At 65.9% G+C, this 26,853-nt stretch carries 18 protein-coding genes, 1 tRNA gene and 1 pseudogene; 7 read left to right on the top strand and 13 right to left on the bottom strand.

Going from position 1 to position 26,853, the window contains the following annotated elements; genetic code table 11:
- Positions 1–262: 262 nt before the first annotated feature.
- The 12 genes from B1C78_RS02040 to B1C78_RS01985 form a co-directional block, all read right to left on the bottom strand.
- Entirely contained in the window at positions 263–667 is a 405-nt protein-coding gene (locus B1C78_RS02040; RefSeq protein WP_245795272.1) for an LEA/WHy family protein, read from the bottom strand.
- A 159-nt stretch (positions 668–826) separates the two neighbouring features.
- Positions 827–1,546 (bottom strand): DUF429 domain-containing protein, encoded by a 720-nt coding sequence (locus B1C78_RS02035; protein WP_175628203.1) that lies wholly within the window; start codon positions 1,544–1,546, stop codon positions 827–829.
- A gap of 388 nt (positions 1,547–1,934) precedes the next feature.
- Positions 1,935–2,025, bottom strand: a tRNA-Ser gene (locus B1C78_RS02030).
- An 84-nt stretch (positions 2,026–2,109) separates the two neighbouring features.
- The gene (csrA, locus tag B1C78_RS02025; RefSeq protein WP_077277470.1) at positions 2,110–2,304 is read right to left on the bottom strand and encodes a carbon storage regulator CsrA; all 195 of its coding nucleotides are present in this window, start codon (positions 2,302–2,304) and stop codon (positions 2,110–2,112) included.
- Between the two features lie 95 nt (positions 2,305–2,399).
- Positions 2,400–3,629, bottom strand: a complete 1,230-nt coding sequence (locus B1C78_RS02020) for an aspartate kinase (RefSeq protein WP_077277469.1) — start codon at positions 3,627–3,629, stop codon at positions 2,400–2,402.
- 263 nt (positions 3,630–3,892) lie between these two features.
- Complete coding sequence (gene alaS, locus B1C78_RS02015) at positions 3,893–6,502, bottom strand: alanine--tRNA ligase (protein WP_077277509.1); 2,610 nt, start codon at positions 6,500–6,502, stop codon at positions 3,893–3,895.
- Between the two features lie 94 nt (positions 6,503–6,596).
- Positions 6,597–7,058, bottom strand: a complete 462-nt coding sequence (locus B1C78_RS02010; RefSeq protein WP_245795271.1) for a regulatory protein RecX — start codon at positions 7,056–7,058, stop codon at positions 6,597–6,599.
- Entirely contained in the window at positions 7,033–8,064 is a 1,032-nt protein-coding gene (gene recA, locus B1C78_RS02005) for a recombinase RecA (protein ID WP_077277468.1), read from the bottom strand. Before recA ends, B1C78_RS02010 begins: the two co-directional genes overlap by 26 nt.
- 94 nt (positions 8,065–8,158) lie before the next feature.
- A complete protein-coding gene (gene thpR / locus B1C78_RS02000; protein ID WP_077277467.1) occupies positions 8,159–8,725 on the bottom strand; it encodes an RNA 2',3'-cyclic phosphodiesterase in 567 nt (188 codons plus the stop codon).
- A 2-nt stretch (positions 8,726–8,727) separates the two neighbouring features.
- Positions 8,728–9,246, bottom strand: coding sequence for a nicotinamide-nucleotide amidase (pncC, locus tag B1C78_RS01995; RefSeq protein ID WP_077277507.1), 519 nt, complete (start codon positions 9,244–9,246; stop codon positions 8,728–8,730).
- Between the two features lie 59 nt (positions 9,247–9,305).
- Positions 9,306–9,599 carry a PilZ domain-containing protein gene (locus tag B1C78_RS01990; RefSeq protein ID WP_077277466.1) on the bottom strand — a complete coding sequence of 98 codons (294 nt, stop codon included), beginning with the start codon at positions 9,597–9,599 and terminating at the stop codon, positions 9,306–9,308.
- Between the two features lie 152 nt (positions 9,600–9,751).
- A complete protein-coding gene (locus B1C78_RS01985; protein WP_077277465.1) occupies positions 9,752–10,186 on the bottom strand; it encodes a host attachment protein in 435 nt (144 codons plus the stop codon).
- A gap of 371 nt (positions 10,187–10,557) precedes the next feature.
- On the opposite strand from B1C78_RS01985, the gene mutS reads away from it, so the two are divergent.
- The 6 genes from mutS to B1C78_RS01955 all read left to right on the top strand — a co-directional run bounded on the left by mutS (position 10,558) and on the right by B1C78_RS01955 (position 20,645).
- Positions 10,558–13,158 (top strand): DNA mismatch repair protein MutS, encoded by a 2,601-nt coding sequence (gene mutS / locus B1C78_RS01980; protein WP_077277464.1) that lies wholly within the window; start codon positions 10,558–10,560, stop codon positions 13,156–13,158.
- Positions 13,159–13,468: 310 nt separating this feature from the next.
- The gene (locus B1C78_RS01975) at positions 13,469–15,718 is read left to right on the top strand and encodes a glycosyltransferase (protein ID WP_077277463.1); all 2,250 of its coding nucleotides are present in this window, start codon (positions 13,469–13,471) and stop codon (positions 15,716–15,718) included.
- Entirely contained in the window at positions 15,655–16,383 is a 729-nt protein-coding gene (bcsS, locus tag B1C78_RS01970) for a cellulose biosynthesis protein BcsS (RefSeq protein ID WP_077277462.1), read from the top strand. Before B1C78_RS01975 ends, bcsS begins: the two co-directional genes overlap by 64 nt.
- A gap of 203 nt (positions 16,384–16,586) precedes the next feature.
- Positions 16,587–16,910 (top strand): ferredoxin FdxA, encoded by a 324-nt coding sequence (gene fdxA, locus B1C78_RS01965; protein WP_077277461.1) that lies wholly within the window; start codon positions 16,587–16,589, stop codon positions 16,908–16,910.
- Positions 16,911–16,912: 2 nt separating this feature from the next.
- Positions 16,913–20,011 (top strand): PD-(D/E)XK nuclease family protein, encoded by a 3,099-nt coding sequence (locus B1C78_RS01960; RefSeq protein ID WP_245795270.1) that lies wholly within the window; start codon positions 16,913–16,915, stop codon positions 20,009–20,011.
- Between the two features lie 67 nt (positions 20,012–20,078).
- On the top strand, positions 20,079–20,645 hold the full coding sequence (locus B1C78_RS01955) for a lipid-binding SYLF domain-containing protein (protein ID WP_077277505.1): 567 nt from the start codon (positions 20,079–20,081) through the stop codon (positions 20,643–20,645).
- Between the two features lie 370 nt (positions 20,646–21,015).
- On the opposite strand, the gene B1C78_RS01950 is transcribed toward B1C78_RS01955, so the two are convergent.
- Positions 21,016–22,191, bottom strand: coding sequence for a S1C family serine protease (locus tag B1C78_RS01950; protein WP_245795269.1), 1,176 nt, complete (start codon positions 22,189–22,191; stop codon positions 21,016–21,018).
- 519 nt (positions 22,192–22,710) lie between these two features.
- On the opposite strand from B1C78_RS01950, the pseudogene otsB reads away from it, so the two are divergent.
- Positions 22,711–26,825: pseudogene (gene otsB / locus B1C78_RS17775) on the top strand (trehalose-phosphatase).
- Positions 26,826–26,853: the final 28 nt, after the last annotated feature.

Genomic DNA, 26,853 nt, shown 5'->3' with positions numbered 1-26,853 from the left:
TCGCCCAGAGGGCTGGGCTCCTACAATCGGTCCTGCCTGCCAGCAGCTCACCCCGGATGAACAACGTATTGAGAGATCACATCTAGCCCGCATATCTCATACCCATATCTCGGTACCGCATGTAGGAGGCCCGCCCTCGGGCCGAAGGCGGAGATCAATCGTGCCGGGGCATTCGCGGCGGGGTCACCGCGCCTACGATGTGGCTTGAGCCCCTGGCCAGACAGGTGTTCCACACGAAGCCGGTTTCAGACACCAAAGAAACTCAACGCACCGGAACCAGCGCGCCCAGGTTTCCGGAAGACTCGAAGCCGAGCGGCACCGCGTACCCCGTGAGGGCAACTCGCCCGTGCAGCCGATACTCCATCGCCCCGACACCCGCCTCACCCGCATCACGCAACCGGCGCGCCAGCGACCACAGGCTCGACGACACCTCCACCTCCGCCAGCGCCTCGCCGAAGGCCGGCACCTCCAGCGGTCGATTGGACACGCCGTCGGCAAACCGCTCTCCATCGATATCCACCCGGAAATCCAGCCCCCGGACCCTCAAGGGAAAATCGTTGGGATTCTGTACCCGCAGTCGGACCAGGTACCGCTGCTCGAACAGGTCCATCTGCTGGAGCTGCAATCCCACCAGGTGAACCCGCGGCGGCTCGGTCCGGGCTAGCATGGAAGCGCAGCCGTGAAGAAGCACCAAATAAAGCAGCAGGAACAATACCGAACCGCAACGACGAAACACGATCATCAGCGTGCTCCACTCACCCGAGGAATGGGCAGTGTACCTGTTGCATGAGCCGGAAACCGTGCGCCCTTTCCGGCACGCGAAGGCCTATACCGTCATCGCGAACACGATCTCCATCGGCAACCCTGTCTCATCCCGTTCCGGAACGTCGGGAACCTGCTTAAGCGAGCCATGGTGTGCGGCCGTCACCGCACCCACGAAGGCATCCAGAACGTCGTCCCGCGCCACCTCACGCCGCCTGTATGTCCCAAGGGCACGGGCCACGAGGCTGGCGGCACCGGGACAGTAACGCTCCAGGACGGCCAACCGTTCCTCGTAACCCGCCCGGCTCTTCTTCCTGAACGTCATCGCCCTCTCGCCGTTCAGCGCCCAGAAGCACACCTCCGGGTGAATCTCGCGGACCTTGTGTCGGTAGGGCGTCACCCCCATAAACCGGTCCACCTCGCATATCTTCGGAATGATGGCGAACGTCTGCCGGGAAAGCCCGCGGCCGGTGCACGCCCTGTTGAGCTCGCTGGCCTCCGCATATGAATTGCCATCCAGGGCGCAACGGGAGGGCGCAGGAAACACGCTCGATTTGCGACCGGGGGGAAGCCGCTTGCGCGCCTCCCGGTCGCACTGCCGCTCGTCCGTGTGCCGACCACGCAACCCGATGGGCACATCAATCAGCGCGACTGCCGCATCCGGGAGATATGCGGACAGTTCATCAATGGCACACAGCATCCTGAAGTCAGCATCACCGTCCTCGTCCATGGAGACCATGAACCAGCCGGCCCTGCAGCCGTCGAGTCCCAGATACTTCGTCATGAAATCCTCTGCCGTGGCGATGAAAACCACCCTCACCCTACCCTCTCCCTGAGGGAGAGGGAAAATCCGTGAGGTTACGGGACGCATCGGCTTCTGGTTGTCGGCTTGATACTGAGGGTTCGAATCTGGTCCACATCACCTTGTCAAAAGAAAAGGCCCCGACAATGCCGAGGCCCCGTTCGTTTGAATATGGCGGAGAGAGGGATTGACGGGCGACTTCCATGTCGCCCGCCCCTTCGGGGCGTTGCGCTGCGCGCAACGTCAGATCGGCTTCCTGCCGATCTGATCGAACCATCATTCCCACAATCTCGGGTTCGAATCCGTCGTTCATCACATTCCAAACCAAGAGGGGCCCCGAACAAGCCGGGGCCCCTCTTGGTTTGAAATATGGCGGAGAGAGAGGGATTCGAACCCTCGATGGGCTTTTGACCCATACTCCCTTAGCAGGGGAGCGCCTTCGACCACTCGGCCATCTCTCCGGAACACCCGCACACGCCCGAGCCCGCGTGGGTCAGGCGGCTAGAATACCCGCCGGTCCCTGGCGGGTAAAGGTTCGCGGGCTTTCAGTTGCCGGCCGAGGCCGACCCGTCTTCGCCTTCGCGCTTGATGCGGTCGTAAATTTCCTCGCGATGGACGGCAACGTCCTTGGGCGCGTTGATTCCGATTCGCACCTGATTGCCCTTCACACCCAGCACGGTCACCGAAACCTGGTCACCGATCATGAGTGTCTCTCCTACTCTGCGGGTCAAGATCAACATAGTCCTTACTCCATTTGCTTCAATCACCTGGGTCCAATCGCCGGCCTGTCAGTCCGACGTCCTCATGCCCACGAACATGCCGCGTTCTCCGGCTTCTATCGTCCCTGCTGCGGCGACTCCAGTTCGAAGGCGTCGTGCAAGGCCCTGACACCGAGTTCCAGATACTTTTCATCAACAACCACCGAGATCTTGATCTCCGATGTGGAGATCATGCGGATATTGATGCCTTCTCCGGCCAGGGCCTCGAACATCTTGCTGGCGATTCCGGCGTGGGACCGCATGCCCACACCCACCAGCGAAATCTTCACTATCTTAGGATCGCCCGAGATCTGCCGGGCGTGAAGTTTCTCCGGAAGGCCCTGGAGGATGGCCAGGGCCTTATCGTAGTCGTTGCGGTGCACCGTGAACGTGAAGTCCGTGGTGCCGTCGGCCCCCACGTTCTGCACGATCATGTCCACCTCAATATTGGCGTCGGAAATGGGGCCCAGGATACGCCAGGCCACACCGGGCTGGTCGGGCACGCCCAGGATGGTGACCTGGGCCTCGTTCTGATTGAACGCGATGCCGGATATCAGCGCCTGTTCCATTCCGTCTTCCTCAAAAGTGATCAGCGTGCCCGGCCCTTCCTGGAAGGAGGACAACACACGCAGTGGTACGTTGTACTTGCCGGCGAACTCCACGGCCCGGATCTGCAGCACCTTGGAACCGAGGCTCGCCATCTCGAGCATCTCCTCGAAGGTGATGCGCTCAAGGCGCCGGGCGTTGGCCGCGACCCGCGGGTCGGTGGTGTAAACGCCATCCACATCAGTATAGATCTGGCATTCGTCCGCTTTCAGGGCGGCGGCCAGCGCCACGGCGGTGGTATCGGAACCGCCACGGCCCAGTGTGGTGATGTTGCCATGCTCATCGACGCCCTGGAAACCGGCCACCACCACCACGCGGCCGTCGGCGAGATCCCGGCGCACGCGGGCACCGTCGATGTCCCGGATGCGGGCCTTGTTGTGGGCGCTGTCAGTGAGGATGTGCACCTGGGCGCCGGTGTAGGAGCGTGCCGGGCAGCCGCGGCCCTCGAGGGCCATGGCCAGCAGGGCGATGGTGACCTGCTCGCCGGTGGACAGCAGCACGTCCAGTTCGCGACCCTCGGGGCGGGCGTTGATATCGCGCGCCAGACCCAGCAGACGGTCCGTCTCACCGCTCATGGCGGAGACCACGACCACCACGTCATGACCCTGGCGGCGGTAATCCAGCACCTTGTCGGCCACGTGCTGGATGCGCTCCACGCTGCCGACGGAGGTTCCGCCGTATTTCTGGACGATCAATGCCATTGCTTTCCCTGTGTTAGCAGCCCAGGGCCGCCAGACGCACCATGTTTGTGCAGTGCCGCATTTCGGGGCGGCCATTAAAACACGAACCCCGCAAATTATGAAGGGGATATGTCAGTTAACCCGAATGTTTCATGAATTCGCGCGATGATCGCGCAGGATATTGGTCGCACAGGGGATTTTCCGAGGGAGCGCCGTATCGGGCTATACGGCCGACTGAGGAAAATCCCCTGTGCGGACAAGAGACAAGCCAGGGCGCGCGCAATTCATGAAACATTCGGGTTAAGACGCTGGCGGATCCAGTCGGGCACGGACGCCAGGGCCCCGGGCAATGCCGCCGCGTCGGAACCGCCGGCCATGGCCATGTCCGGGCGTCCACCGCCCTTGCCGCCCACCTGGCTGGCGACGGCGTTGACCAGTTCGCCGGCCTTGATGCGCCCAGTCTGGCCCTTCGTTACCCCGGCCACCAGGCTCACCTTGCCGTCACTCACGGTGGCCAGCACCACGGCCGCCTCGCCCAGCTTGTTCTTGAGCTGGTCCACGGTGTCGCGAAGGGACTTGGGATCGGCCCCCTCCAGGTGCGCGGCCAGCACCTTGATGCCGCCCACGTCGACGGCCTGGTCCGCGAGGCTCGAGCCCGCCTGGCTGGCCAGCTTTGCCTTGAGGGTCTCCAGTTCCTTCTCCAGCTGTCGGGTGCGCTCCACCAGCTGGCCCACCTTCTCGTCCAGATCGCCGCGCCCGGCGCGGACCCGTTCCGCCACACGGTCCAGGTTCTCTTCGGTCTGGCGGATGTAGTTGAGGGCGTTCTCGCCGGTGACGGCCTCGATGCGGCGGATGCCCGAGGCCACGCCGGATTCGGAGACGATCTTGAACAGGCCGATGTCGCCGGTGCGGCGCACGTGGGTGCCGCCGCACAGCTCCGTGGAAAAATCACCCATGGAGAGCACGCGCACGTCGTCGCCGTACTTCTCGCCGAACAGCGCCATGGCCCCGGCATCCAGGGCGGCCTGCAGCGGCATGATGCGCGCCTGGGTCTCGGCGTTGGCGCGGATGGCCTCGTTCACGCGGCGCTCGATGCGTTCCAGTTCCTCGTCGGTGACGGGCTGGAAGTGGGAGAAGTCAAACCGCAGCCGGTCGGGCGCCACCAGGGAACCCTTCTGCTGCACGTGATCGCCCAGCACCTCGCGAAGCGCAGCATGCATAAGATGCGTCGCGGAGTGGTTGAGCACCACCGCCTGGCGACGTTCCCGATCCACCTTGGCGCCCAGCATGTCGCCCCGGGCGATGCGGCCCTCCAGCACGCGCCCCACATGCGCGTGCGCGGCTCCGTGCTTGCGGGTGTCGGTGACCTCGAACACGACGCCCTCTCCCAGCAGTTCGCCGGTGTCACCCACCTGCCCGCCGGACTCCGCGTAGAACGGCGTCTCGTCCAGCACCACCAAACCGTGATCCCCGGACTCCAGGACATCCGAGGGCTCGCCGTTCTTGATGAGCGCCACCACGCGGCCGCTGCCATCCAGGTGATCGTAGCCGGTGAAGGTGCTCTCGCCCTCGATGTCGATCTTGCCGTGGTAGTCGGCCTCGAAGTGGCTGGCCGCCCGGGCGCGCTCGCGCTGGGCATCCATCTCTGCCTCGAAGCCCGCCATGTCCAGGGTCAGGCCCCGCTCGCGGGCGATATCGCCGGTGAGGTCCACGGGAAAGCCGTAGGTGTCGTAGAGCAGGAAGATGGTGTGGCCGGGGATCTCGGTGCCGGCCAGTTTCGCGATGTCATCCTCGAGGATGCGCAGGCCCTTCTCAAGCGTTTCGGCGAAGCGCTCCTCCTCCTGGCGCAGGACACGCTCCACCATGGGTTGCGCCTTGACCAGCTCCGGGAAGGCCTCGCCCATCTCGGCGGCCAACGGGCCCACCAGGCGATGGAAGAACGGATCGGTCAGGCCCAGTTTGTGACCGTGGCGGGCGGCGCGGCGGATGATCCGGCGCAACACGTAGCCGCGGCCTTCATTGGCGGGCATCACGCCGTCGGTGATCAGGAAGCTGCAGGATCGGATGTGATCGGCGATCACGCGCAGCGACGGACTGTCGGGGTCCGCGTCGCCGGCCATGTCGCGGATGGCGCGGATTAGATTCTGGAAGAGATCGATCTCGTAGTTGGAATGCACCCCCTGCATCACGGCCGCCAGGCGCTCCAGACCCATACCGGTATCCACGGAGGGGCTGGGCAGCGGCGTCAGCTCACCGCTCTTGTCGCGGTTGTACTGCATGAACACGAGATTCCAGATCTCGATGTAGCGGTCGCCGTCGGCCTCGGGGGACCCGGGCGGTCCGCCCTCGACCTCGGGGCCATGGTCGTAAAAGATCTCGGTGCAGGGACCACAGGGGCCGGTGTCGCCCATGGCCCAGAAGTTGTCGGAGGCACCGATGCGCGCGAAGCGCTCGGGGTTCACGCCGATGTGCTTGAGCCAGATGTCCGCGGCTTCATCGTCCTCCTCGAACACGGTCACCCAGAGCTTTTCCTCGGGAAGTTTCAGGACCCGGGTGAGGTATTCCCAGGCGAACTCGATGGCCTCGCGCTTGAAGTAGTCGCCGAAGCTGAAGTTGCCCAGCATCTCGAAGAAGGTGTGGTGACGCGCCGTGTAGCCCACGTTTTCCAGATCATTGTGCTTGCCGCCGGCACGCACGCAGCGCTGCGAGCTGGCCGCGCGCTTGTAGGGGCGATGTTCGCGACCCAGGAAGACATCCTTGAACTGCACCATGCCGGCGTTGGTGAACAGCAGCGTCGGGTCGTTGGCCGGGATGAGCGGGCTGGAGGCCACGAGCTCATGGCCCTTGGACCTGAAGTACTCGAGGAAGCTTGTTCTCAGTTCGGCGCTTTTCATAAAGGTCTCGTGTGGATCGAATTCAAGATTCAAAATTCAAGATTCAAGGGGGAGGTTACGATTTCCCTTTGAATCTTGAATTTTGAATCTTGAATCATCTCTTCAGCGCTCGCCGCACCATGTCCGCGGGGAAACCCCGGGACTGCAGGTAGCGCGCACGCTTGGCCCATTCCCGCGCATCCGCAGCGGGAGCCTCGCCAAAGCGTTTCAGGGCCGCCTCGCGGGCCAGGACCTGCCAGTCGGCCTCGGCGGAAGCGATGCCCGCTTCCACATCGGCCCCGTCCACGCCCCGCTCGCGCAGTTCGGCGGCGATACGCACGGGCCCGTATCCCTGTTGGACCCGGTGGCGCACGAAGGTATCGACGAAACGCGCGTCGCTCTGAAAGCGCTGCGCGGCCAGCCGGTCCAGTGCCTCGTCCACCGCGTCGGCCTGATGGCCCTTGTGAACGAGCTTGCGCCGCAGTTCAGACCGGCTGTGCTCGCGGCGGGCCTGCAGCCTCACCGCGTCGGCATAGGGGTCCGCCTGGTACTCAGGCTTCGGCGGATTCCGCCTCATCCGTCTGGGGCACCCGCTTGGGCAGGTGCTTCTCGCGGATCTGGCGCTCGATATCCTGGGCCATCTCCGGATGTTCCTTGAGGAAGGTTCGGGCGTTGTCCTTGCCCTGACCGATACGCTCGCCGTTGTAGCTGTACCAGGCGCCGGACTTGTCCACGATGCCGTCCTTGACGCCCATGTCGATGACCTCGCCCAGGCGCGAGATACCCTCGCCGTAGAGGATCTCGAACTCGGCCTGCTTGAAGGGCGGGGCCACCTTGTTCTTCACCACCTTCACGCGGGTCTCGTTGCCGATCACCTCGTCGCCCTTCTTGATCGCGCCGATGCGGCGGATGTCCAGGCGCACGGAGGAATAGAACTTGAGGGCGTTGCCGCCGGTGGTGGTCTCGGGGTTGCCGAACATGACACCGATCTTCATGCGGATCTGGTTGATGAAGATCACCAGGGTGTTGGAACGCTTGATGTTGGCGGTGAGCTTGCGAAGCGCCTGGGACATGAGCCGCGCCTGAAGGCCCACGTGGGTATCGCCCATTTCGCCCTCGATCTCGGCCTTGGGGGTGAGCGCGGCCACCGAATCCACCACCACCACGTCCACGGCACCGGAGCGCACCAGCATGTCGGCGATCTCCAGTGCCTGCTCGCCGGTGTCGGGCTGGGACACCAGCAGGTCGTCCACATTGACGCCGAGCTTTTCCGCGTAGCCCGGGTCCAGGGCGTGCTCGGCATCCACGAACGCGGCGGTACCGCCCTCCTTCTGGCATTCGGCAATCACCTGCAGCGTGAGCGTCGTCTTGCCCGATGATTCCGGACCGTAAATCTCCACCACCCGTCCCTTGGGCAGGCCGCCGATACCCAGCGCGATATCCAGCGCCAGGGAACCGGTGGATATGGCCTCCACGTCGCGTACCGCCGAACTGTCGCCCATGCGCATCACGGCACCCTTGCCGAATTGACGCTCGATCTGCCCCAGTGCGGCGGACAGGGCCTTCTTGCGGTTTTCGTCCACGTTAAGTCCTCGCAAATCCGTTGAAAACGATGTGTGCCCGGTCCGGGGACACGGTGCCGGAAACCGGCTTCCCGCCGGTCTGCAGAGCCCCGGATTATTTCACAGAAGCGGAGTGCTCCGAAAGCGAACCCGGGCCATCTCCGCACAGCGGATAGGACTTGAGCACCGCGTAACCGGCGCCCGGTCGCGAATGCACGAGACAGAAGCGATCCGCCCGCCAGACCTGCGCCGGCGGATCCGGTACGGGCGCCCGGCCCCTGACGTTGCGGAACAATGTCACGTGGGGATGGAAGGGCCGCGGATCCGGTGCAATGCCGCAATCGGCCAGCACCGCGGCAAGGTCGTTCGCCAGGGCCGCCAGCGGTTCAGGACACGCCTGCGTGCCCGCCCAGAGCAGGCCGCGCCTGAACAGGCCCGTGCGATCGAGAACCAGGTTGAACGGAACACCGCGCACGCGCTCGGCACGCGCCGCCAGGCACTCGGCAACGGCCGGGTCCACGTTGCCGGCAAATGCCAGGGTGAGATGCAGGTTGCCCGCGGGCACAGACCGCCCGCGCACACCCGCGAGTCCGTCCCGCCACCGGGCCAACGCGCGCCGCTCCTCGTCCGACGGCCAGAGCGCAAAAAACAGCCGCTTAGTGTGGTCGTCAGTCTGTTCCACGGTTACCTCGAAAGCCTGGAAAGAATACCTTCCAGCGCCACCGCCGCCGCCTGGCGGCGCACGGCGTCGCGGTCGCCGTCGAAATGGAATTGCCTGGTGACGCTTTCGCCGCCGGCGCCGGCCCAGGCCAGCCAGACGGTGCCTACCGGCTTGGCGGCGGAACCGCCCCCCGGCCCGGCCACACCGCTCACCGCCAGGGACAGGTCCGCGCGGCTGCGCGCGAGGGCGCCGGCCGCCATGGCGCGCACCACGGGCTCGCTGACTGCGCCGTGCTGCTCCAGCAACCCTTCGGGCACGCCCAGCAGTTCCTGCTTTGCCTCATTGCTATAGGTGACGAAACCCCGCTCGAACCACCCGGAGCTGCCGGCCACATCGGTCACCAGCTTGGCGATCCAGCCGCCGGTGCAGGATTCGGCGGTGGCCAGACGCAGGCCGGCACCGGCCAGGACGTTCCCCACGTCCCGGGCAAGCGCTTCGAGCTGGGTGTCATCTGGGATCACGGTCGGCTCGTGAATGGCCATGTCGGTGCGGGGCGCGCCGAAATACGCCGCGTGGCGCGGGCGGACCCGCACGGCACGTGCTACTCGAGCATTTCCAGAATCCGGGTGCCCACCAGGTAGCCGTCCCCCTCCGGTTGCGCGCGCACCACCTCCAACCGTGCGCGCAGGGGCCGCACCACCGCGTTCTCGGGGCTGATGGTCACCTCCAGCCTGGCGCCCGGCTCGAAGTGACGATCCGCATGGAACGAAAAACCCTGTGCGCTCAGATCCCTGCCCTCAGCCTCCAGAGTCTCACTCTCGTCCGATAGGATCAGGGTGACCCGGCAATTCAGTTCCATCCGGTGGAACCCCCGCTTCTCCTCGAATTCCCTCATGGTTTCTCCTCTTATGGCCCGAGGATCCCGTGCGCCCTTTTCGGCGCGCAAACGCCGCGCGGGCCCCTTGGCTCACTTTAACGGCTAACGGAAACGGATGTCATCCCGGGTGACCGCGGCGCTTGCGCGCTGCGGTCACCCGGCGCCGGCGTTCAGAGGAAGTTCGGCAGATGGCTGCGGATGGTCTGACTGTCGTGGGTGGTGAGGTTCTTGTCCAGTTCCCCGGCGATGGATTTTTGCGTCACCTCGTTCATGCACTGGCGCAAAGTGCCCAGGAATGACGGCGAGGCCACGATGTAGAGTTTCTCGAACACGCCCGTGGCCCGGGCATTGTTCAGGCGATCGCAGAGGGATTTGGCAAAGCGCACGGCCTCGTGCTTCTTGGGCGGAACCTCCTTGCCCATGGCATGGCGTCCGTCGCCGCTGCTGTCGAAGCTGCGTCCCGGCCGGTCCGAGTTGAAGTCCTGCTCGTGGAGTCGACCCTCCGGATGGTGAATCTCCTCAATCTGCTCCAGGGCGCTGAAGGACTTCTCCGCGCTGAATATGCGCGCCCGGCTTGCATCTGCAACGATCACCCATGTGGTCATAAGGCGTAACCTCCTTGCGGTTCGCGGACAACAAACCACCCCGGCCCGGCCGGGCCAAGGTGACCTTTCAAGCGAATTCAGCATGATGCGGGAAATACATCATGCACTTTCCAGTACAGGAACGGGGACAGGCGGGTGTGTGGCTTCCATCAGGGCGCCACGGGGGTCGGAACGCGTCAGTTCCACTCATAGCTTCAGAATATAGCGGGAATCCCGAATCTCTCCAGTGCCCGGCCGACGGGCGGCGCCACAACAGGGACACTTCGTGACGCCGGTCAAGGCAACCCCGGGAGAGGGGCTGACCCGGACATTGCACCAGGTCGGCCGGCCCGGTGGCCTTGCAACGCACCGGATGCGTAAAATCCCCGCTCATGTCCTCCGCCCCCGCCAGCGCCAAGGCCCCGCAGCATAGCCCCATGATGCAGCAGTACCTGGCCATCAAGGCCCGGTACCCGGACATCCTCATGTTTTATCGCATGGGGGACTTCTATGAGCTGTTCTACGACGACGCGGTACGCGCCGCGCGTCTGCTGGACATCACCCTGACGAAGCGGGGCCAGTCGGCCGGCGAACCCATCCCCATGGCCGGCGTACCGGTGCATGCGGTGGAGAGCTACCTGGGCCGGCTGATCCGCCAGGGCGAGTCCGTGGCCATCTGCGAACAGATCGGCGACCCCGCTGCCAGCAAGGGCCCGGTGGAACGCAAGGTGGTGCGCATCGTCACCCCCGGCACCGTAACCGAGGACGCCCTGCTGGACGAACGCCGGGAGAACCTGCTGGTGGCCGCTTGCAGCCACGACGGGCGCTACGGCCTTGCGGCGCTGGACGTGAGCACCGGCCGCTTCCGCGTCCAGGAACTGGATGGCCCCGAGGCCCTGGCCGCGGAACTGGAGCGCCTGAGCCCGGCGGAGCTGTTGCTGCCGGAGGGCCAACCGCTTCCGGGCACCCAGCGCAAGGGCACCCGCACCCGGCCCGTGTGGCATTTCGAGACGGAGGCGGCCCGGACCCTGCTGACGCGCCACTTCGGCACCCGCGACCTGTCCGGTTTCGGCTGCGAGCAACTTGGACTCGCCATCGGTGCGGCAGGCGCCCTGCTCCAGTACGTGCAGGACACCTGGATGAGCGCGCTGCCGCACATCAACAGCTTGGGCGTGGATCGCCGCGAGGACGGCATCGTCCTGGATGCCGCCACGCGCCGGAACCTGGAGCTCACCCGCAACCTCTCTGGCGGCCGGGAACACACGCTGGCCGAGGTGCTGGACGAAACGGCTACGTCCATGGGCAGCCGGCTGCTGTCGCGCTGGATCCATCAGCCCCTGCGCCGGCGCGACGTGCTGGAGGCCCGCCACGGTGCAGTGGGCGAGCTGCTGGCTTACCTCGACCACCGGGAGATCCATCGGCACCTGCGGCGCATCGGCGATCTGGAGCGCATCCTGGCTCGTGTGGCGCTGGGTTCCGCCCGCCCCAGGGACCTGGTCACGCTGCGGGACTCCCTCGCAGTGCTGCCGGAACTGCAGGCCTGCCTGGCCGGTGCCCATGCGCCGCGCCTTCAGGATCTCGCCGAAGCAGTGGCCCAGCACCCCCGGGTGGTCGACCTGCTGACCCGCGCCGTCATTGAACAGCCCCCGGTACTCATACGCGATGGCGGCGTCATCGCGCCAGGCTACGACCCGGAACTGGACGAACTGCGGGCCCTGTCGGAAAACGCGGACCGGTTCCTGGTGGATCTGGAGACCCGGGAGCGGGCCCGCACCGGGATTGGCAATCTCAAGGTGGCCTATAACCGGGTGCACGGGTATTACATCGAGATCAGCCGCGCCCAGGCCGACAAGGCCCCCGCCGACTACACGCGACGCCAGACCCTCAAGGGCGCCGAGCGCTTCATCACCCCGGAACTGAAGTCCTTCGAGGACAAGGTGCTGTCCGCCCGGGAACGCGCGCTGGCCCGGGAAAAGGCCCTGTATGAGGCGCTCCTGCAGGCACTGCTGGAACCCCTGCCCGGGCTGCAGCGCACTGCCGCGGCCCTGGCGGAACTGGACGTCCTGACCGGCTTCGCGGAGCGGGCCGAGACGCTGGGCTATGTCCGCCCGGAGATGAGCGACGTGCCGGGAGTGCTGATCGAGAACGGCCGCCACCCGGTGGTGGAGCGGGTGCTGGACGAACCCTTCGTCGCGAACGGCGTACGCCTGGACGAGGGCCGGCGCATGCTGGTGATCACCGGCCCCAACATGGGCGGCAAATCCACCTACATGCGCCAGACGGCACTCATCGTGCTGATGGCCCACGTGGGCTGTTTCGTGCCCGCCGAACGCGCGGTGCTCGGGCCGGTGGACCGCATCTTCACACGCATTGGTGCCTCGGACGACCTGGCCTCCGGGCGCTCCACGTTCATGGTGGAGATGACAGAGGCGGCCAATATCCTCAACAACGCCACCGAACACAGCCTCGTGCTCATGGATGAGATCGGCCGCGGCACCTCCACCTTCGACGGCCTGTCCCTGGCCTGGGCCTGCGCGGAACACCTGGCGCGCCACAACCGCGCCTTCACCCTGTTCGCCACCCACTACTTCGAACTCACGGCCCTGGCCGACCAGCACGAGGCCATCGCCAACGTGCACATCGACGCCGTGGAGCACGGCAACCGCATCGTGTTCCTGCACGCGGTCAAGGAGGGTCCGGCCAACCAGAGCTACGGTCTGCACGTCGCTGCCCTCGCGGGCATGCCCGGCACCGTCATCCGGAAGGCACGGGAACGTCTTGCGGAACTGGAACGCCAGAACCTGGCCGGCGATGCCCGGGACCCGCAACTGGGCCTGTTCGCCCCCGGCGCACCACCTCCGTCTGCCCCGGACCCAGCACTGGAGGCCCTGCGCGAAGCGGTTTCCGAACTCGACCCGGACGACCTCTCGCCGAAACAGGCGCTGGAGGCGCTGTATCGGCTGAGGGAAACGCTGTTGAAGTGGGAAGGGTGAATTGGGAAGTTGGAATCTAAGGCCCTCGCTTCTCCCTTCTCACCCCTCACTTCCCACTTCCCAATTCACCCTTCCCACTTCCCCCTCACCCCTCACATCCCAAACCACCCCCAAGCCACTGACCAACGGTCGTTTTCGTTGATCGGCATCCGTTTTGGCGCATTGCATCATTTTGTGATGTAGTTCACAATATAACTCATCTGTATGAGTGGCTACCGCCCAGCAGTACGCGGGCGACTGCCGACTCTTGCGACTGGCAAAGCATACCAACGCAAACACGGCCTCTACCCTTGCCCGGCAATCCCGCACCGTGAGACATCCGAAGCCCCCAACCCACGATTACGAGGAGCTGAATCCCGCCCGCAAGCTGCTGGTCTTCATCTTCATCGGCGTCGCCCTGTGGTACCTGAGCTGGCGTGCGGGCAGTCTGAATCCCGACGCGCTGACCTTCTCCCTCGTGATTTACGGGGCAGAGCTGTTCGGCTTTCTCGCCACCCTGCTGCACATCTTCATGACCTGGCGTCTGCGCAGACGGGTCAGCCCGCCCGTACCGGACGGGCTCAAGGTGGCCGTGTTCATCCCCACCTACAACGAGTCCGAGGACCTGGTGCGCAACACGCTCATCGCCGCGCTGCACATGGACTACCCCCACGAGACCTGGCTGCTGGACGACGGAAACCGCCCGGCCATGAAGGCCCTGGCCGAGGAACTGGGCGCCCACTACCTGGCGCGCGCCGACAACACCCACGCCAAGGCGGGCAACCTGAACCATGCCCTGGCCCAAACGGACGCGGACTTCATCGCCGTGTTCGACGCCGACCACGCGCCCCAGCGCCACTTCCTGGAACGCACCCTGGGCTATTTCGTGCAGGACGAGAAGGTGGCCTTCGTACAGACCCCCCAGGACTTCTTCAACCTGGACTCCTACCAGCACCGCCGCCAGCCCGGAAAGCGCTTCGTCTGGACCGAGCAGTCCCTGTTCTTTCGGGTGATCCAGCGGGGCAAGGACACCTGGAATGCCGCCTTTTTCTGCGGAAGCTGCGCGGTGGTGCGGCGCGACGCGCTGGAGCGCATCGGCGGCTTCGCCACGGAAACCGTGACGGAGGACCTGCACACCTCCCTGCGCCTGCACAAGCTGGGCTACCGCTCCGTTTATCACCCGGAATCCCTGGCCTTCGGACTGGCGCCCTCCAACGTGGTGCCGTTCCTCAAGCAGCGCATCCGCTGGGGTCAGGGGGCCATGCAGGTCTGGCGCAGGGAAGGCGTGCTGACTGCCCGCGGCCTGACGCTCGCCCAGCGGCTCAATTACTTCGCCTCCATGTCCACCTACTTCGACGGCTGGCAGAAGGCCATCTTCTACGTGGCCCCGGTGATCGTGCTGCTCACCGGCGTGATGCCCATCACCGCGCTGGGTGCGGAGTTCTTCGTGCGCTTCATCCCCTACTACGTGCTCTCCTTCTGGCTGTTCGAGGAACTGGGTCGCGGCTACGGGCGCTCGGTCCTGATCGAGCAGTACAACATGAGCCGTTTCGCCGCCTTTGCCTGGGCTACGCTCGCCCTGTTCCGGCGCGCCCTGCGCTTCGCGGTGACACCCAAGGGCCTGTCCCGTACCCGCGAGACCTATCGCTTTCTCACTCCGCAGTTCATCATCCTCGCGCTGAACGCCATTGCCCTGCCCGTGGGTCTTGCACTCTTCATGGCCATTGACAACCACCTTCCCGTGGAGGCGGCTGTGGTCAACGTGATGTGGGCGAGCCTGAACCTGGCGCTGGCCCTGTCGGTGGTGCTGTTCACCCTGAACCGGGGCGACCAGCGCCGCGGCGAGTACCGGTTCCCCATCCCCCTGCCGGCGCGGCTTCATCTCGCGGGCGGGCGGCAGCTGGCGACGGTGGACGACATCTCCTCGTCCGGATGCCGCCTCTACGGCCCCATGACCGAATCCCTCCAGCCGGGTGAAGTCGTCACCATGGACCTCGCCCTGCCCTCGGGTCAGCGCACGCTCGATGCCCGGGTGATGTCACGCATCCCTGGGGAAGGGGTGGAGTCAGGCTACACACGCGCCGTAGGCTGCGAGTTCATCTGGCCGACCCGGGTCGAGCGCGATCTGCTCAAGCTGTTCCTCTACGGCTCCGACCTGCAGTGGCATCTGCACAGCCTGAGCGAACAGAGCCGCACCCCGCTGGAATGGCTGGCCGATCCGTTCCGGCGCGGGCGCGGCAAAGTGCCCGGCGAGGCACACTGGAACGCCATCACCTATGAGGTGGAGGGTCAGCCCGGCCAGAGTCTGGGGCTGCTGTCCCTGCCGGCATCCGTGGATGACCCCCATCAGTTGTTGAGTTTCGAGCCACTGCCGGAGGCCGCACTGCTGCACGGCCGGCTCACCACACGCACCCGCCAGGCCAGCTTCATCGCCAGAACCGGCGTTGGCGAGGTCCTGGACAGTCCCGTCGCCCCCCTTTACCTGACATCTGTCAGAGAACTCGATCTCGAGGACACATGGCAAGACGTGCAAACCGACGCCGATCCGCGACATCGCGAATCGGTCTCCGCTGCTGCCTGACGGCCCTGTTGCTGGCGGCCTCCGCGGCCTCGGCCCAGGAACGGCTCTGGCTGGCGGGCACCGAACTCGCCCCGGGCAGCAGCTACAGTTACGCGGGCCTGCTGATGCCCGCGTTCGGCGGTCATTTGGGGGAAGGGTTTATCCAGCGCTACTGGGTGGATTACCTGACCTACCGCTACGACAGCGACGGTCGGCGTATCGAGGCCGAAGGACTCGGCGCCGAGGCGGCCCTGGGCTATGTCACGCCCGTCGGGTCCGGCCAACTCTCCACCACGATGGGTATCCTCTATCGGGACACGACCCTGAGCCCCGACGACCCCGACAGCGCCGCGCGCGGCGCCCAATGGCGTCTTCGGGCACAGGTGGAATACAACCAACCCGTCTCGGAATCCGCCGAACTGGGGCTACTGGGCAGCTACGTGTTCGGCCAGCGAGGCTACTGGACCCGGGCCCGCCTGGGCATGGACGTGGGGCCGGGCCTGCGCGCAGGGCCGGAACTGATCCTGCAGGGCGACCCGGACTACCGGGCCGTCCAGTACGGAGCCTTCCTCGCCGGCCTGCAGTTATCCTCCACTGTTCAGGCGGGCATTCGGGCGGGCATCCGCGAGCAGCGGGACGAGAGCCGGCGGGGATACGTCGGGGTGGAATTCACGGGACACTGGTGATCCGGATAAAGCATCGCGAAGTCCGGACAGCCCGTGCCCGGCCGAACGGTCCCCACCGGGTTGCGGTTGGCTTCATTCGGGCCACCGGGAATTGACCACCGACAATCAGGCGGCGTGCAGAAGCCCTTTTTCCCACCTCCCAACTCGCACTTCCCACTTCAGAACCGATACACTTCATCGCAAGTGTATAAGGGAGACGCATCATGACATTCGTCGTCATCGAAAACTGCATCAAGTGCAAGTACACCGACTGCGTCGAGGTGTGTCCGGTTGACTGCTTCCACGAGGGCCCCAACTTCCTCGTGATCGACCCGGAGGAGTGCATCGACTGCACCCTGTGCGAACCGGAATGCCCCGCGGAGGCCATCGTTCCCGAGGACGACATCCCGGAGGGACAGGAGGCGTTCCTGGAGCTCAACGCGGAGCTGTCGCGGCAGTGGCCGGTGATCACCACCCGCAAGGAAGCACCTCCCGACGCTGAGGAATGGGACGGCAAGCCGGACAAACTCAAGTACCTGGAACGCTGAACATGGGCCCGGGACAGGACGCCCGGGTACAGGGTGCCGCCCCTGGCGCCGATCCACTCGCCTGGCTGGTCCGGCGCATCGTCGAGGACCAGTCGAGGCGACTGCCCGACCTCACCCACGTCACCGTCCTGCGCCCCCGCGCACATGCCGACGCCCGCCTGCGCCGGCTGCTCCTCAGCCACGCCCGGGAGGGGGGCTTCGATGCCCTGCTGGGGCTGCGCATCACCTCGCTGCGCCAGTGGGTGCTTGAACGCGCCTCCGAGGAAACGCCCGTTCTCGGAGAACACGGCCGGGAGCTGATGCTCTTCGAGGCCCTTCGCGAACACCCGCAGCTGTTCGGCGACCGCGACCCGTGGCAAATGGTTGACACGCTGCTGGAGCTCTTCCGCGAGCTCACACTGGGAAACGCCTCACCGCCGCCGGAGTACGAGGACTTCGTTGCACAACTGCGTGATGCCTACGGACTGGGGGCCGGAACAGAAGCCTGTCAAGCCCGCATATCTCACCACCCTTCTACTGCGGCCGCCGATCCGCTCGCTGTGACGGGGCGTGCTCGCTCCGGCCGGCTTGACGTAGTGTCGGCTACGCCTGCGCCGCCCTCCGCTCCGCGCGCCCCGTCACAGCGGCGCCTCGACGCCCTCGCCACGAACGGTGGCGAGATATGCGGGCTGGAGCCGCTGGGCCGCGAGGCGCGCATGGTGCATACACTGTGGCACGCATGGCTGCGCCAGCAGCACGCCGAGGGGCGCGAGGACCCGGATGCCCGCTACCTGCGCGCACTGGCGGCGCTGGATCCGGATGGTCTCGCATCCGATGCCATCTACGTGGTCGGTTACGACGAGGTCCTGCCCGCGGAGGCGGCGCTGCTGAACGGCCTTGCGCTGCGGGGTCACGCCCGGTGGCTGGTGCCGACACCGACCCCGCCAGGACTGCCGGACACATCCCCCGACACCGCACTCCCGGATCCACCCTTCGGAGCCTTCCTGGACGAAGTGTTTCGCACCGACGGACCACCGCTTCGCGAGCGCGCCCTGGCATTCGCCAGTTCCCACCCGTCAAGTCCCGCCGTCGACCGCCTCGCACTGCTGGCCGCCGAGGACGCCGAAGCCCAGGCTGCGGCCGTGGATACACGCATCCGCTCATGGTTGATTGAAGGCTGCCGGCACATCGGCGTGATCACCGATGACCGGCGTCTCGCCCGGCGTCTGCGCGCCCTGCTGGAGCGGGCCGGCGTGGACCTAGACGATCCAGGAGGCTGGGCGCTGTCCACCACGCGCGCGGCCTCGGCACTGGAGCGCTGGCTGGAGGCCATCGAGGAGGACTTCGCGTATCAGCCCCTCATGGATGTGCTCAAGTCCCCGTTCGTGTTTCCGGAGCGCCCTGCGGAGGAACACCTGTTCGCCGTGTACCGACTCGAGCAGGACGTGATGCTGCGCGAGAACATCCCCCGAGGGCTGGAACGCATGCGCACTCACCTGCAACAGCGCAGCGCCCGGCTGGGTCCGGCGGGAGACTCGGGTGCCCGCGCGGTGAGTGCCCTGCTGGACGCCCTGGAACACGCGGCCGCACCGCTGAAGGAGCTGGTCAACGCACCCGAGGGAGATGCGGCACGCATATTCCCGGCACTGCGCGAGAGCCTGAAGCGTCTGGGCATGCACGCGGCATTTGAGGCCGACCCCGCTGGCCAGCGCCTGCTGGAGGAACTGGACGCCATGGAGACCGACCTTGGCGGGCGCCCGTTGACCATGGACTGGCGGGCGTTTCGGACCTGGCTCGGCCGCGTGCTCGAAACCCGTCACTTCCGTGCGCATCCGCGGCCCGCGCCCGTGCAGTTGCTGAGCCTCGCGGAGACCGGGCTGGCCCGGTTCGACGCACTGATCATCGCCTCCGCGGACCGGGCGCACCTGCCCGGACACGAACCGGTGCGGCCCGTGTTCAACGACGGTGTGCGCCATGCCCTGGGGCTGGAGGCCTGGCATGATCGCGTGCAGCGCCAATGGGGGCGGTTCCGGCGCCTGCTGGAGGCGGCACCCCGTGTACTGATCACCTGGCAGCGGGAAGGTGACCAAGGGCCCCAGCGCCCCGGAGCATGGGTGGAGCTGATCAACGCCTTCCACGAACTGGCCTGGGCCCGATCCCTGCACGACGACACCCTCGCCGACTGGCTGAACCGCGACGAAGCCCGGGTGACGAGTCCGGATGACCGGCCGCTGCCACCCCCGCCCCGCCGACCGGCACCGCCATTCCCTCCTGCCCGCCTGCCCGCGAAGCTCTCCGCCAGTGCCCACCAGGATCTGATCGACTGCCCGTACCGTTTCTATGCCGCCCGGGGACTGGGCCTTGCGCCCCCGGAGGAACTGGCCGAAGCCCTCAGTAAGGCGGAGTACGGTGAGCGGGTGCACCTGTGCCTGCAGGCCTTTCACGGCGGCGTTGCGTGGCTGCCCGGTCCGTGGCGGGGTCCACTGGATGAGGGCACGCGTCCCGTGGCCGAGGCCTTGCTGGAGGAGATCAGCGCGGCGGTGTTTCGTCGCGACCTGGAGGACAACTTCATGCACCGGGGCTGGCTGGCCCGCTGGCGCGCCCTGATTCCGGCCTATCTCGACTGGGCCATCGCCCGGGCGGCCGAGTGGCGGGTGGATGCCACGGAAGCGCAGTTGCAGCAGCCCTTCCGGGATGCCCTGGTCCTGAAAGGCCGGCTGGATCGCGTGGATCGCGGCCCGGCAGGCGCCGCCGTGATCGACTACAAGACCGGCACGCCGCCCCGCCAGGTGGAGGTGGATGAGGGCGAGGCCGTGCAGCTGCCCACCTACGCCATGCTGCTGCCGGAAACCGCTCGGGTCGAATATCTGCATCTTGACCGCGACAAGGTGGCTTCGGGCGCCAGTCTGGAAGGCGAGACCCTGGAGCAACTCCGTGACGCGGTGGGCGAGCGGCTGCTGGACATGGTGAATCGGTTGCGCTCCGGCCATCCCATGCCGGCCTGGGGGGACGAGGCGGCGTGTCGTTATTGCACCATGGGCGTGCTGTGCCGACGCGGCACCTGGGCCGACGAAGCGATGCCGGAACAGGCCCATGGCGATGAGGACGCCAAGGACGCCTGATCGGCATATTACGTTCGACGCTTGGGCTACAATGGTTCGCAGTCACACCACCTGCGAGGGCGTTGCTATGAAGACCATCCGTTTCCCGCTTCTGATCCTGCTCCTGATGCTACTGCCCGCATCACAGGCCTGGGCGGACCGCTACGAGGAAACGCTGGAGGTATTTCGCAACGCAGTTGAAAGCAGCGAGTTCTTCGATCATGCATACGGGTACGCGGTGTTCCCCACCATTGGTCGGGGAGGCATGGGCATCGGCGGCGCCCGTGGCAGCGGTCGCGTGTATGCCCAGGGGGAGTACATCGGCGACACCACCATGACCCAGGTCACCATCGGCTTTCAGCTGGGCGGCCAGGCCTACAGCCAGATGATCTTCTTCGAGGACGAACGCGCCCTGCGTGAATTCACCAGCGGCAATTTCGAGTTCGGCGCACAGGCGTCCGCCGTGGCCATTACCGCCGGCGCCCAGGCCGGCGCCGGCACCACGGGCACCTCGGCGGGCGCCGGCACCAGCCAGCGCGATGCCCGTGCGCGCGCGAACTACTACCGTGGCATGGCCGTGTTCACGGTGGCCAAGGGCGGTCTCATGTACGAAGCCAGCGTCGGCGGACAGAAGTTCAACTACCGGCCGAGGTGACGTTGGGGACGGTGCAAGCGTGCGTTTTGCCACAGAGGGCACAGAGGTCACAGAGAAAAAGAGACAGGCGAAAAAGATTTCTCTCGCAAAGAGCGCGAAGGACGCCAAGAAAACCGTTTTCTATTGAACAACAGTCAAGTAGGTTGGGGTGAGCGGAGCGAACCCCAACCTACGGTCGTTCTTGTACACCATGGGGTCAGAGTTGTTGAATCATTGAATAGATACACCATGGGGTCAGAGTTGTTGAATCATTGAATAGATATCATCAAATCTGACCCCATGGTTTCGCTTCCCTTGGCGTGCTTTGCGCTCTTTGCGAGAGAAATACTTCTGAGCAGCCAACGATACGCCGGGGCTGACTGGGAACCGCTCAGGGCTGGGGTGCCACTACGCTCAGGGTCACCTCCAGCTCGCGTTCTTCGCCATCACGCCAGACGGTGACGGTGACCACGTCACCCTCTTCACGTTCCAGTATCACCCGCTGCACGTCCACGGCACGATTCACCTCCCTGCCCTCGATGCGGGTGATGATGTCCACGCCCACGGGAAACAGGCGACCATTCACCATCATGGCCTCCTCGGGGCCGCGGATGCCGGCCAGGTCCGCCGGTCCGCTCTCGGAGACCCGGGTGACCACCACGCCCCGGGGCGGGAACCCCAGTTCCCGACGCAGGGCCGGCGGATAGTCCACCACGCGCAGGCCCACCTCGACGCCCAGGCGGGGTCGGTGGGGCAATTGGGCGGCAGCTGCGGCGAAACCGCTCAGGCCGCCGGCACGCAGCTCCGCCATCGCCTCGCGCAGCAGGTTGGCCGGCACGGCCAGGCCGATGCCCGCAAAGGTGCCACCCGGGGCCATGATTGCGTTGTTGATGCCCATGACCTCGCCCGCCGAATCCAGCAGCGGGCCGCCGGAGTTGCCGGGGTTGATGGCCGCATCGGTCTGAATGTAGGGGATCTCGATGCCGATCAGGCCGGGCCGTTCACGCTCCACCGCCGAGATGATCCCGACCGTCACCGTGGAATGCAGCCCGAAGGGATTGCCGATGGCGATGGCCTTCTGCCCCACCTGCACCCGGTCCGAGTCGGACAGGGGGATCGGCCCGGGCGCCGGAGCAGCTTCTGGGTCCAACAGTTCCAGCAGGGCCAGATCGAAGTCCGGATTCGCCCCCAGCACCCGCACCGCGTGCTCCTGCTCGGGACTGCCGAGAAACGAGACCGTCAGGGATGCCCCGGATGCCAACTCCAGCGCAGGATCGGAAGGATTCTCCAGGGCATGCATCACCACGTGGAAATTGGTGATGATGCGCCCCTCCGTGTCCACCACGAAACCGCTGCCGCCGACCATCCGCGATTCCTCGGGTGTCATCTCCATGCGCTCGCCGGGCAGGCTTACATGCACCGCCACCACACTCGGACCCACCCGCCGGACCACCTCCACGGTATTGCGCTCGTATTCGAGTTGCAGCCGGGCACGCCTGTCTTCCCGGGCATCCAGGGTGCCCGCAGGCAGCGCGAGCAACCCGACCATCGCGAGGGCGAACGCCATCCTCCACCAACCGGCCAACGCGGAGACGTGGACAGCCTCCCTTGCGATCAGGGTGTGGCATTGCGGGCGGGCCGAAAGCCCGTGCGTTGTTGTGCTGTTTCCCATGTCCCCTCCGCCGTCTGGACGTCTGTGCATTTGCGCCACAGACCGCGGTCATATAAGCGCAACCTGCAATGAGGAGTATAGGCATGTTGCGCACCCCCCCGGGCAGATCAGCTGACACCCATACCCTTCTCCATCTTCAACACAGCGGTGGACGCCCCATGATCCAATGGTGGTCTATGCTCAAAGGGCGCCGCCGAAATGGCCGGATGAAGACGAGAAGTATTGCAACGGCGTGTCATCACACCGCCTGCGGCCGATGCACACCAGACGCCGACCTTAATCAGAGTAGAACGCCCGGAAAACCCGGAGCGGGCACGATCAGTCAGCCCGCTCGTTGGCAATTCAAGCGAAGCGAGGAAACGCTCATGGCCAAAGAGGCAGAGAAGCAGAAGGAGAGGGGCGACTAGCCCACCAATGACACAGAATGCTCAATCGGGACTCCGCCTGCGCGCCGCGCTGTTCGACATGGACGGCGTGGTGACCGATACCGCGAGGGCGCACGCCGCAGCCTGGAAGCGACTGTTCGATGAGCATCTCAGGAGGCGCGCGGATCGCCTCCATGAGCAATTCAAGCCGTTCGATCCCCGTGGCGACTACCGTGAGTACGTGGATGGCAAACCCCGGGGCGACGGCATCAGAAGTTTTCTCGAGTCACGAGGGATCGAGTTGCCGACGGGCGACATGGATGACGGACCGGACGAGGAAACCGTATGTGGCCTCGGCAATCGCAAGGACCGCTATTTCCATGAATGGCTGGAGGCAAACCCGGTCCGGGCGTACCCGGGAACCCTCCGCCTCCTCGAAGATTTCCGTGCCGCCGGCATCCCGTCAGCGGTGTTTTCTTCAAGCCGTAATGCAGAGGCGGTGTTGCGCAGTGCCGGCGTGCTCGAGCGCTTCGACGCCAGGGTGGACGGCGAGGACAGGGCGCAGCTTGACATACCCGGAAAGCCGGCACCGGACATGCTGCTGGAGGCCGCGCGCCGCCTGGGGGCCAAATCCGGCGATTGCGTGGTCTTCGAGGACGCCATCGCCGGGATCGAAGCGGCGGTCGGCGGCGACTTCGGCCTTGCGGTGGGCGTGGCCCGCGACGACGGAGAGGCAGCCCTGAAGGAGGCCGGCGCGGAGATCGTGGTCAACGACCTGAGCGAGCTTCACTTCGATCCGGAGACCGGCCTCACGGTCAAGACCCTGACCAACCTGCCCATGGCATGGGATGGCCGGGACCGTATCAAGCGAAGCCTCGGCGGCCGCACACCGGCGGCGTTTCTCGATTACGACGGCACGCTCACGCCCATCGTCGAGGACCCCGACAGGGCCCTGCTCGATGCGTCCATGCGCGCCACCCTGAAGGCACTCGCCCGGGCCTGCCCGGTGGTCATCGTGAGCGGCAGGGATCTGGCCCGGCTGCGTGAGCTGGTGGGCCTGGACGGCGTCTGGTATGCGGGCAGCCATGGTTTCGAGATCGTCGGTCCCGGAGGCAAGCAACAGGGCCTGACCATGGGGGAGGAGTTTCTGCCCGAACTGGACAAGGCGGAGCAGACCCTTGAGGAGCGCCTGGCCGGCATCGAGGGCCATACCCTGGAACGCAAGCGCTTCTCCATCGCGGTGCATTATCGCCGCGTCGCGGAGGAGGAGGTCTCGCGGGTCGAGTCGGTGGTGCAGGAGGTCCTGGAGGCGCACCCGGGCCTGTACCGGGGAACCGGCAAGAAGGTCTTCGAACTGCGCCCGGATATCGACTGGGACAAGGGGCGGGCCGTGCTCTGGCTTCTGGAACGCTTCAATGCCGATGCCGGGGGCGCGCAGGAATGCGTTCCGATCTATATCGGCGACGACATCACCGACGAGGACGCCTTCCACGTACTGGCAGGATCGGGGTTGTGCGTGGCCGTTCGCGGCGAGGAGATCCGCCGCACCGCGGCGGACTATACGCTGGCGGATACCGGTGAAGTGGAACGTTTCCTCCGCTGGCTGACCGGCATCGCGGGAGGATCCGAGGCAAACGAGGAAGGCGGGCAATGAGCGCGAAACCGATGGACGAACCCCTCCCGGAATGGTCACTGATCTACGAGGGCTATCGCCCGGACCAGGAGGGCCTGCGCGAGGCCCTGTGCACACTCGGCAACGGCTATTTCGCCACCCGCGGCGCCGCGCCGGATGCTCGCGCCGACGACGTGCACTACCCCGGCACCTACCTGGCCGGCGGCTACAACCGTCTGGTGAGCGAGATTGCCGGGCGCAAGGTGGAAAACGAGGATCTGGTCAACCAGCCCAACTGGCTGCCCCTGACGTTTCGCATCGATGACGGCCCGTGGCTCTCCATGGATGAGGTGGAGACCCTGTCCCTGCGACAGACGCTGGACCTCAAGCGCGGGCTGCTGTGCCGGGACCTGCGCTTTCGCGACGCCCGCGGGCGTACCACCCGATGGAACGAACGCCGCATGGTCAGTATGGCCGACCCGCACCTGGCGGGCCTTTGCGTTGAACTCACCCCTGAGGACTGGTCGGGGCGGATCACCCTGCGCTCGGCCCTGGACGGTGGCGTCACCAACAGCGGCGTGGCCCGCTACCGGGATCTGGCCAACCGACACCTGGATGTCCTGGAGCTGGAACATCGGGGCGAGGAGACAATCTTCCTGCGTGCCCGCACCAACCAGTCACAACTGGGCGTCGCCCAGGCAGCGCGCATGCGCCTGTATGTGGATGGATCACCCGTCGACGCGCAACGGCGCACGATCAGGGAGGACCGGTGCATCGCCCAGGAGATCGACTGCACCGTGCAGGCGAACACGCCGTTGCGGGCTGAGAAGATCGTGGCCATGTACTCATCGCGGGACTGGGCCATCTCGGAACCGGGCATCGAGTCATTGAGAGCGCTGGGAAACGCCGGGCGTTTCGACGAGTTGCGTGCTGCCCACGAACTGGCCTGGGCGCATCTGTGGAACGAGTGCGACATCGGCCTGGAAGGCAATGAGGCGTCCGAAACGGAACTCAAGCTGCGCGTGCACATCTTCCACCTGCTGCAGACGGTCTCGCCACACTCCATCGACCTGGACACGGGCGTGCCGGCGCGCGGTTGGCACGGGGAGGCCTACCGTGGGCACATCTTCTGGGACGAACTGTTCATCTTCCCCTTCCTGAGCCTGCGCATCCCCACCCTCACCCGCGCGCTGCTGCGCTACCGCCACCGCCGTCTGACCGAGGCGCGCCGGGCGGCGAAGGAGGCCGGCTACCGGGGTGCCATGTATCCCTGGCAGAGCGGCAGCAACGGGCGCGAGGAGACCCAGCGGCTGCATCTCAACCCGGACTCCGGCCGCTGGCTCCCTGACACCTCCCACCGTCAGCGCCACATCAACTCGGCCGTCGCCTACAACATCTGGCAGTACCACCAGGCCACCGGCGACCATGAGTACATGCACTTCTACGGCGCCGAGATGCTCCTGGAGATCGCCCGCCTCTGGGCCAGCATCGCCACGTACAACACTTCGCTGGACCGCTACGAGATCAAGGGGGTCATGGGCCCTGACGAGTATCACACCGCCTATCCGGATACCGATCCCGAAGCGGCCGGCGGCATCGACAACAACGCCTATACCAACGTCATGGCCGCCTGGGTGCTGACCCGGGCACTGGACGTGATCGACCTGTTGCCGGGCAGGCGCCGCGAGCAGCTTTGCGAGCGCCTGGGGCTGGGCGATGAGGAGATCGGGCGTTGGCTGGAGGTCAGCCGCAAGCTGCGCGTGCCCATCAACGCGGACGGCATCATCTCCCAGTTCGACGGTTACGACGACCTGGAGGAGTTCGACTGGGACGGCTACCGGGAGAAGTACGGCGACATCCACCGCCTGGACCGCATCCTGGAGGCCGAGGGCGACACGCCGAACCGCTACAAGGTCTCCAAGCAGGCGGACGTGCTGATGCTGTTCTACCTGTTCTCCGCAGAGGAGCTGGCGCTGCTGTTCGAGCAGCTCGGCTATCCCTTTGAGTACGACACGATCCCGCGCAACATCGAGTACTACTCCGCGCGCACCTCCCACGGCTCCACCCTGAGCCAGCTCGCGCACTCGTGGGTCCTGGCGCGGGCCGACCGCGCCCGCTCGTGGCGCCTGTTCCAGCGCGCCCTGGACAGCGATCTGGCAGACATCCAGGGCGGCACCACCCCCGAGGGCATCCACCTGGGCGCCATGGCCGGCACCGTCGACCTGGTGCAGCGCTGCTACCTGGGCATCGACATGTGGGCCAACGTGCTGCATTTCGACCCGTCGCTGCCCGACGATCTGCACCGGGCACGGGTGCGCCTGCACTACCGGGGGCAGACGCTGGACGTGGAGGCCGACCACGACATGCTGCGCATCCGCAGCGCGCCCTGCACCACCACACCCGTCACCATCGCCTACCGTGGTCACTACCGCGATCTCTCACCGGGCGAGACCTGTGCATTCCGCCTGCTCAAGCCCGAAGAGCGGGATCGCGACGAGAACCGCCACCAGGCGCCCTCCCACCACGCAACGGACAAGGAGCCCCGGCCATGACGAATGACCGCGCGTCGGGCGGATAAGC

The organism is Thioalkalivibrio denitrificans, from assembly GCF_002000365.1.
GTDB lineage: Bacteria > Pseudomonadota > Gammaproteobacteria > Ectothiorhodospirales > Ectothiorhodospiraceae > Thioalkalivibrio_A > Thioalkalivibrio_A denitrificans.
The sequence above is the reverse complement of the archived record's forward strand: the minus strand, read 5'-3'. Positions and strand labels throughout refer to the sequence as shown.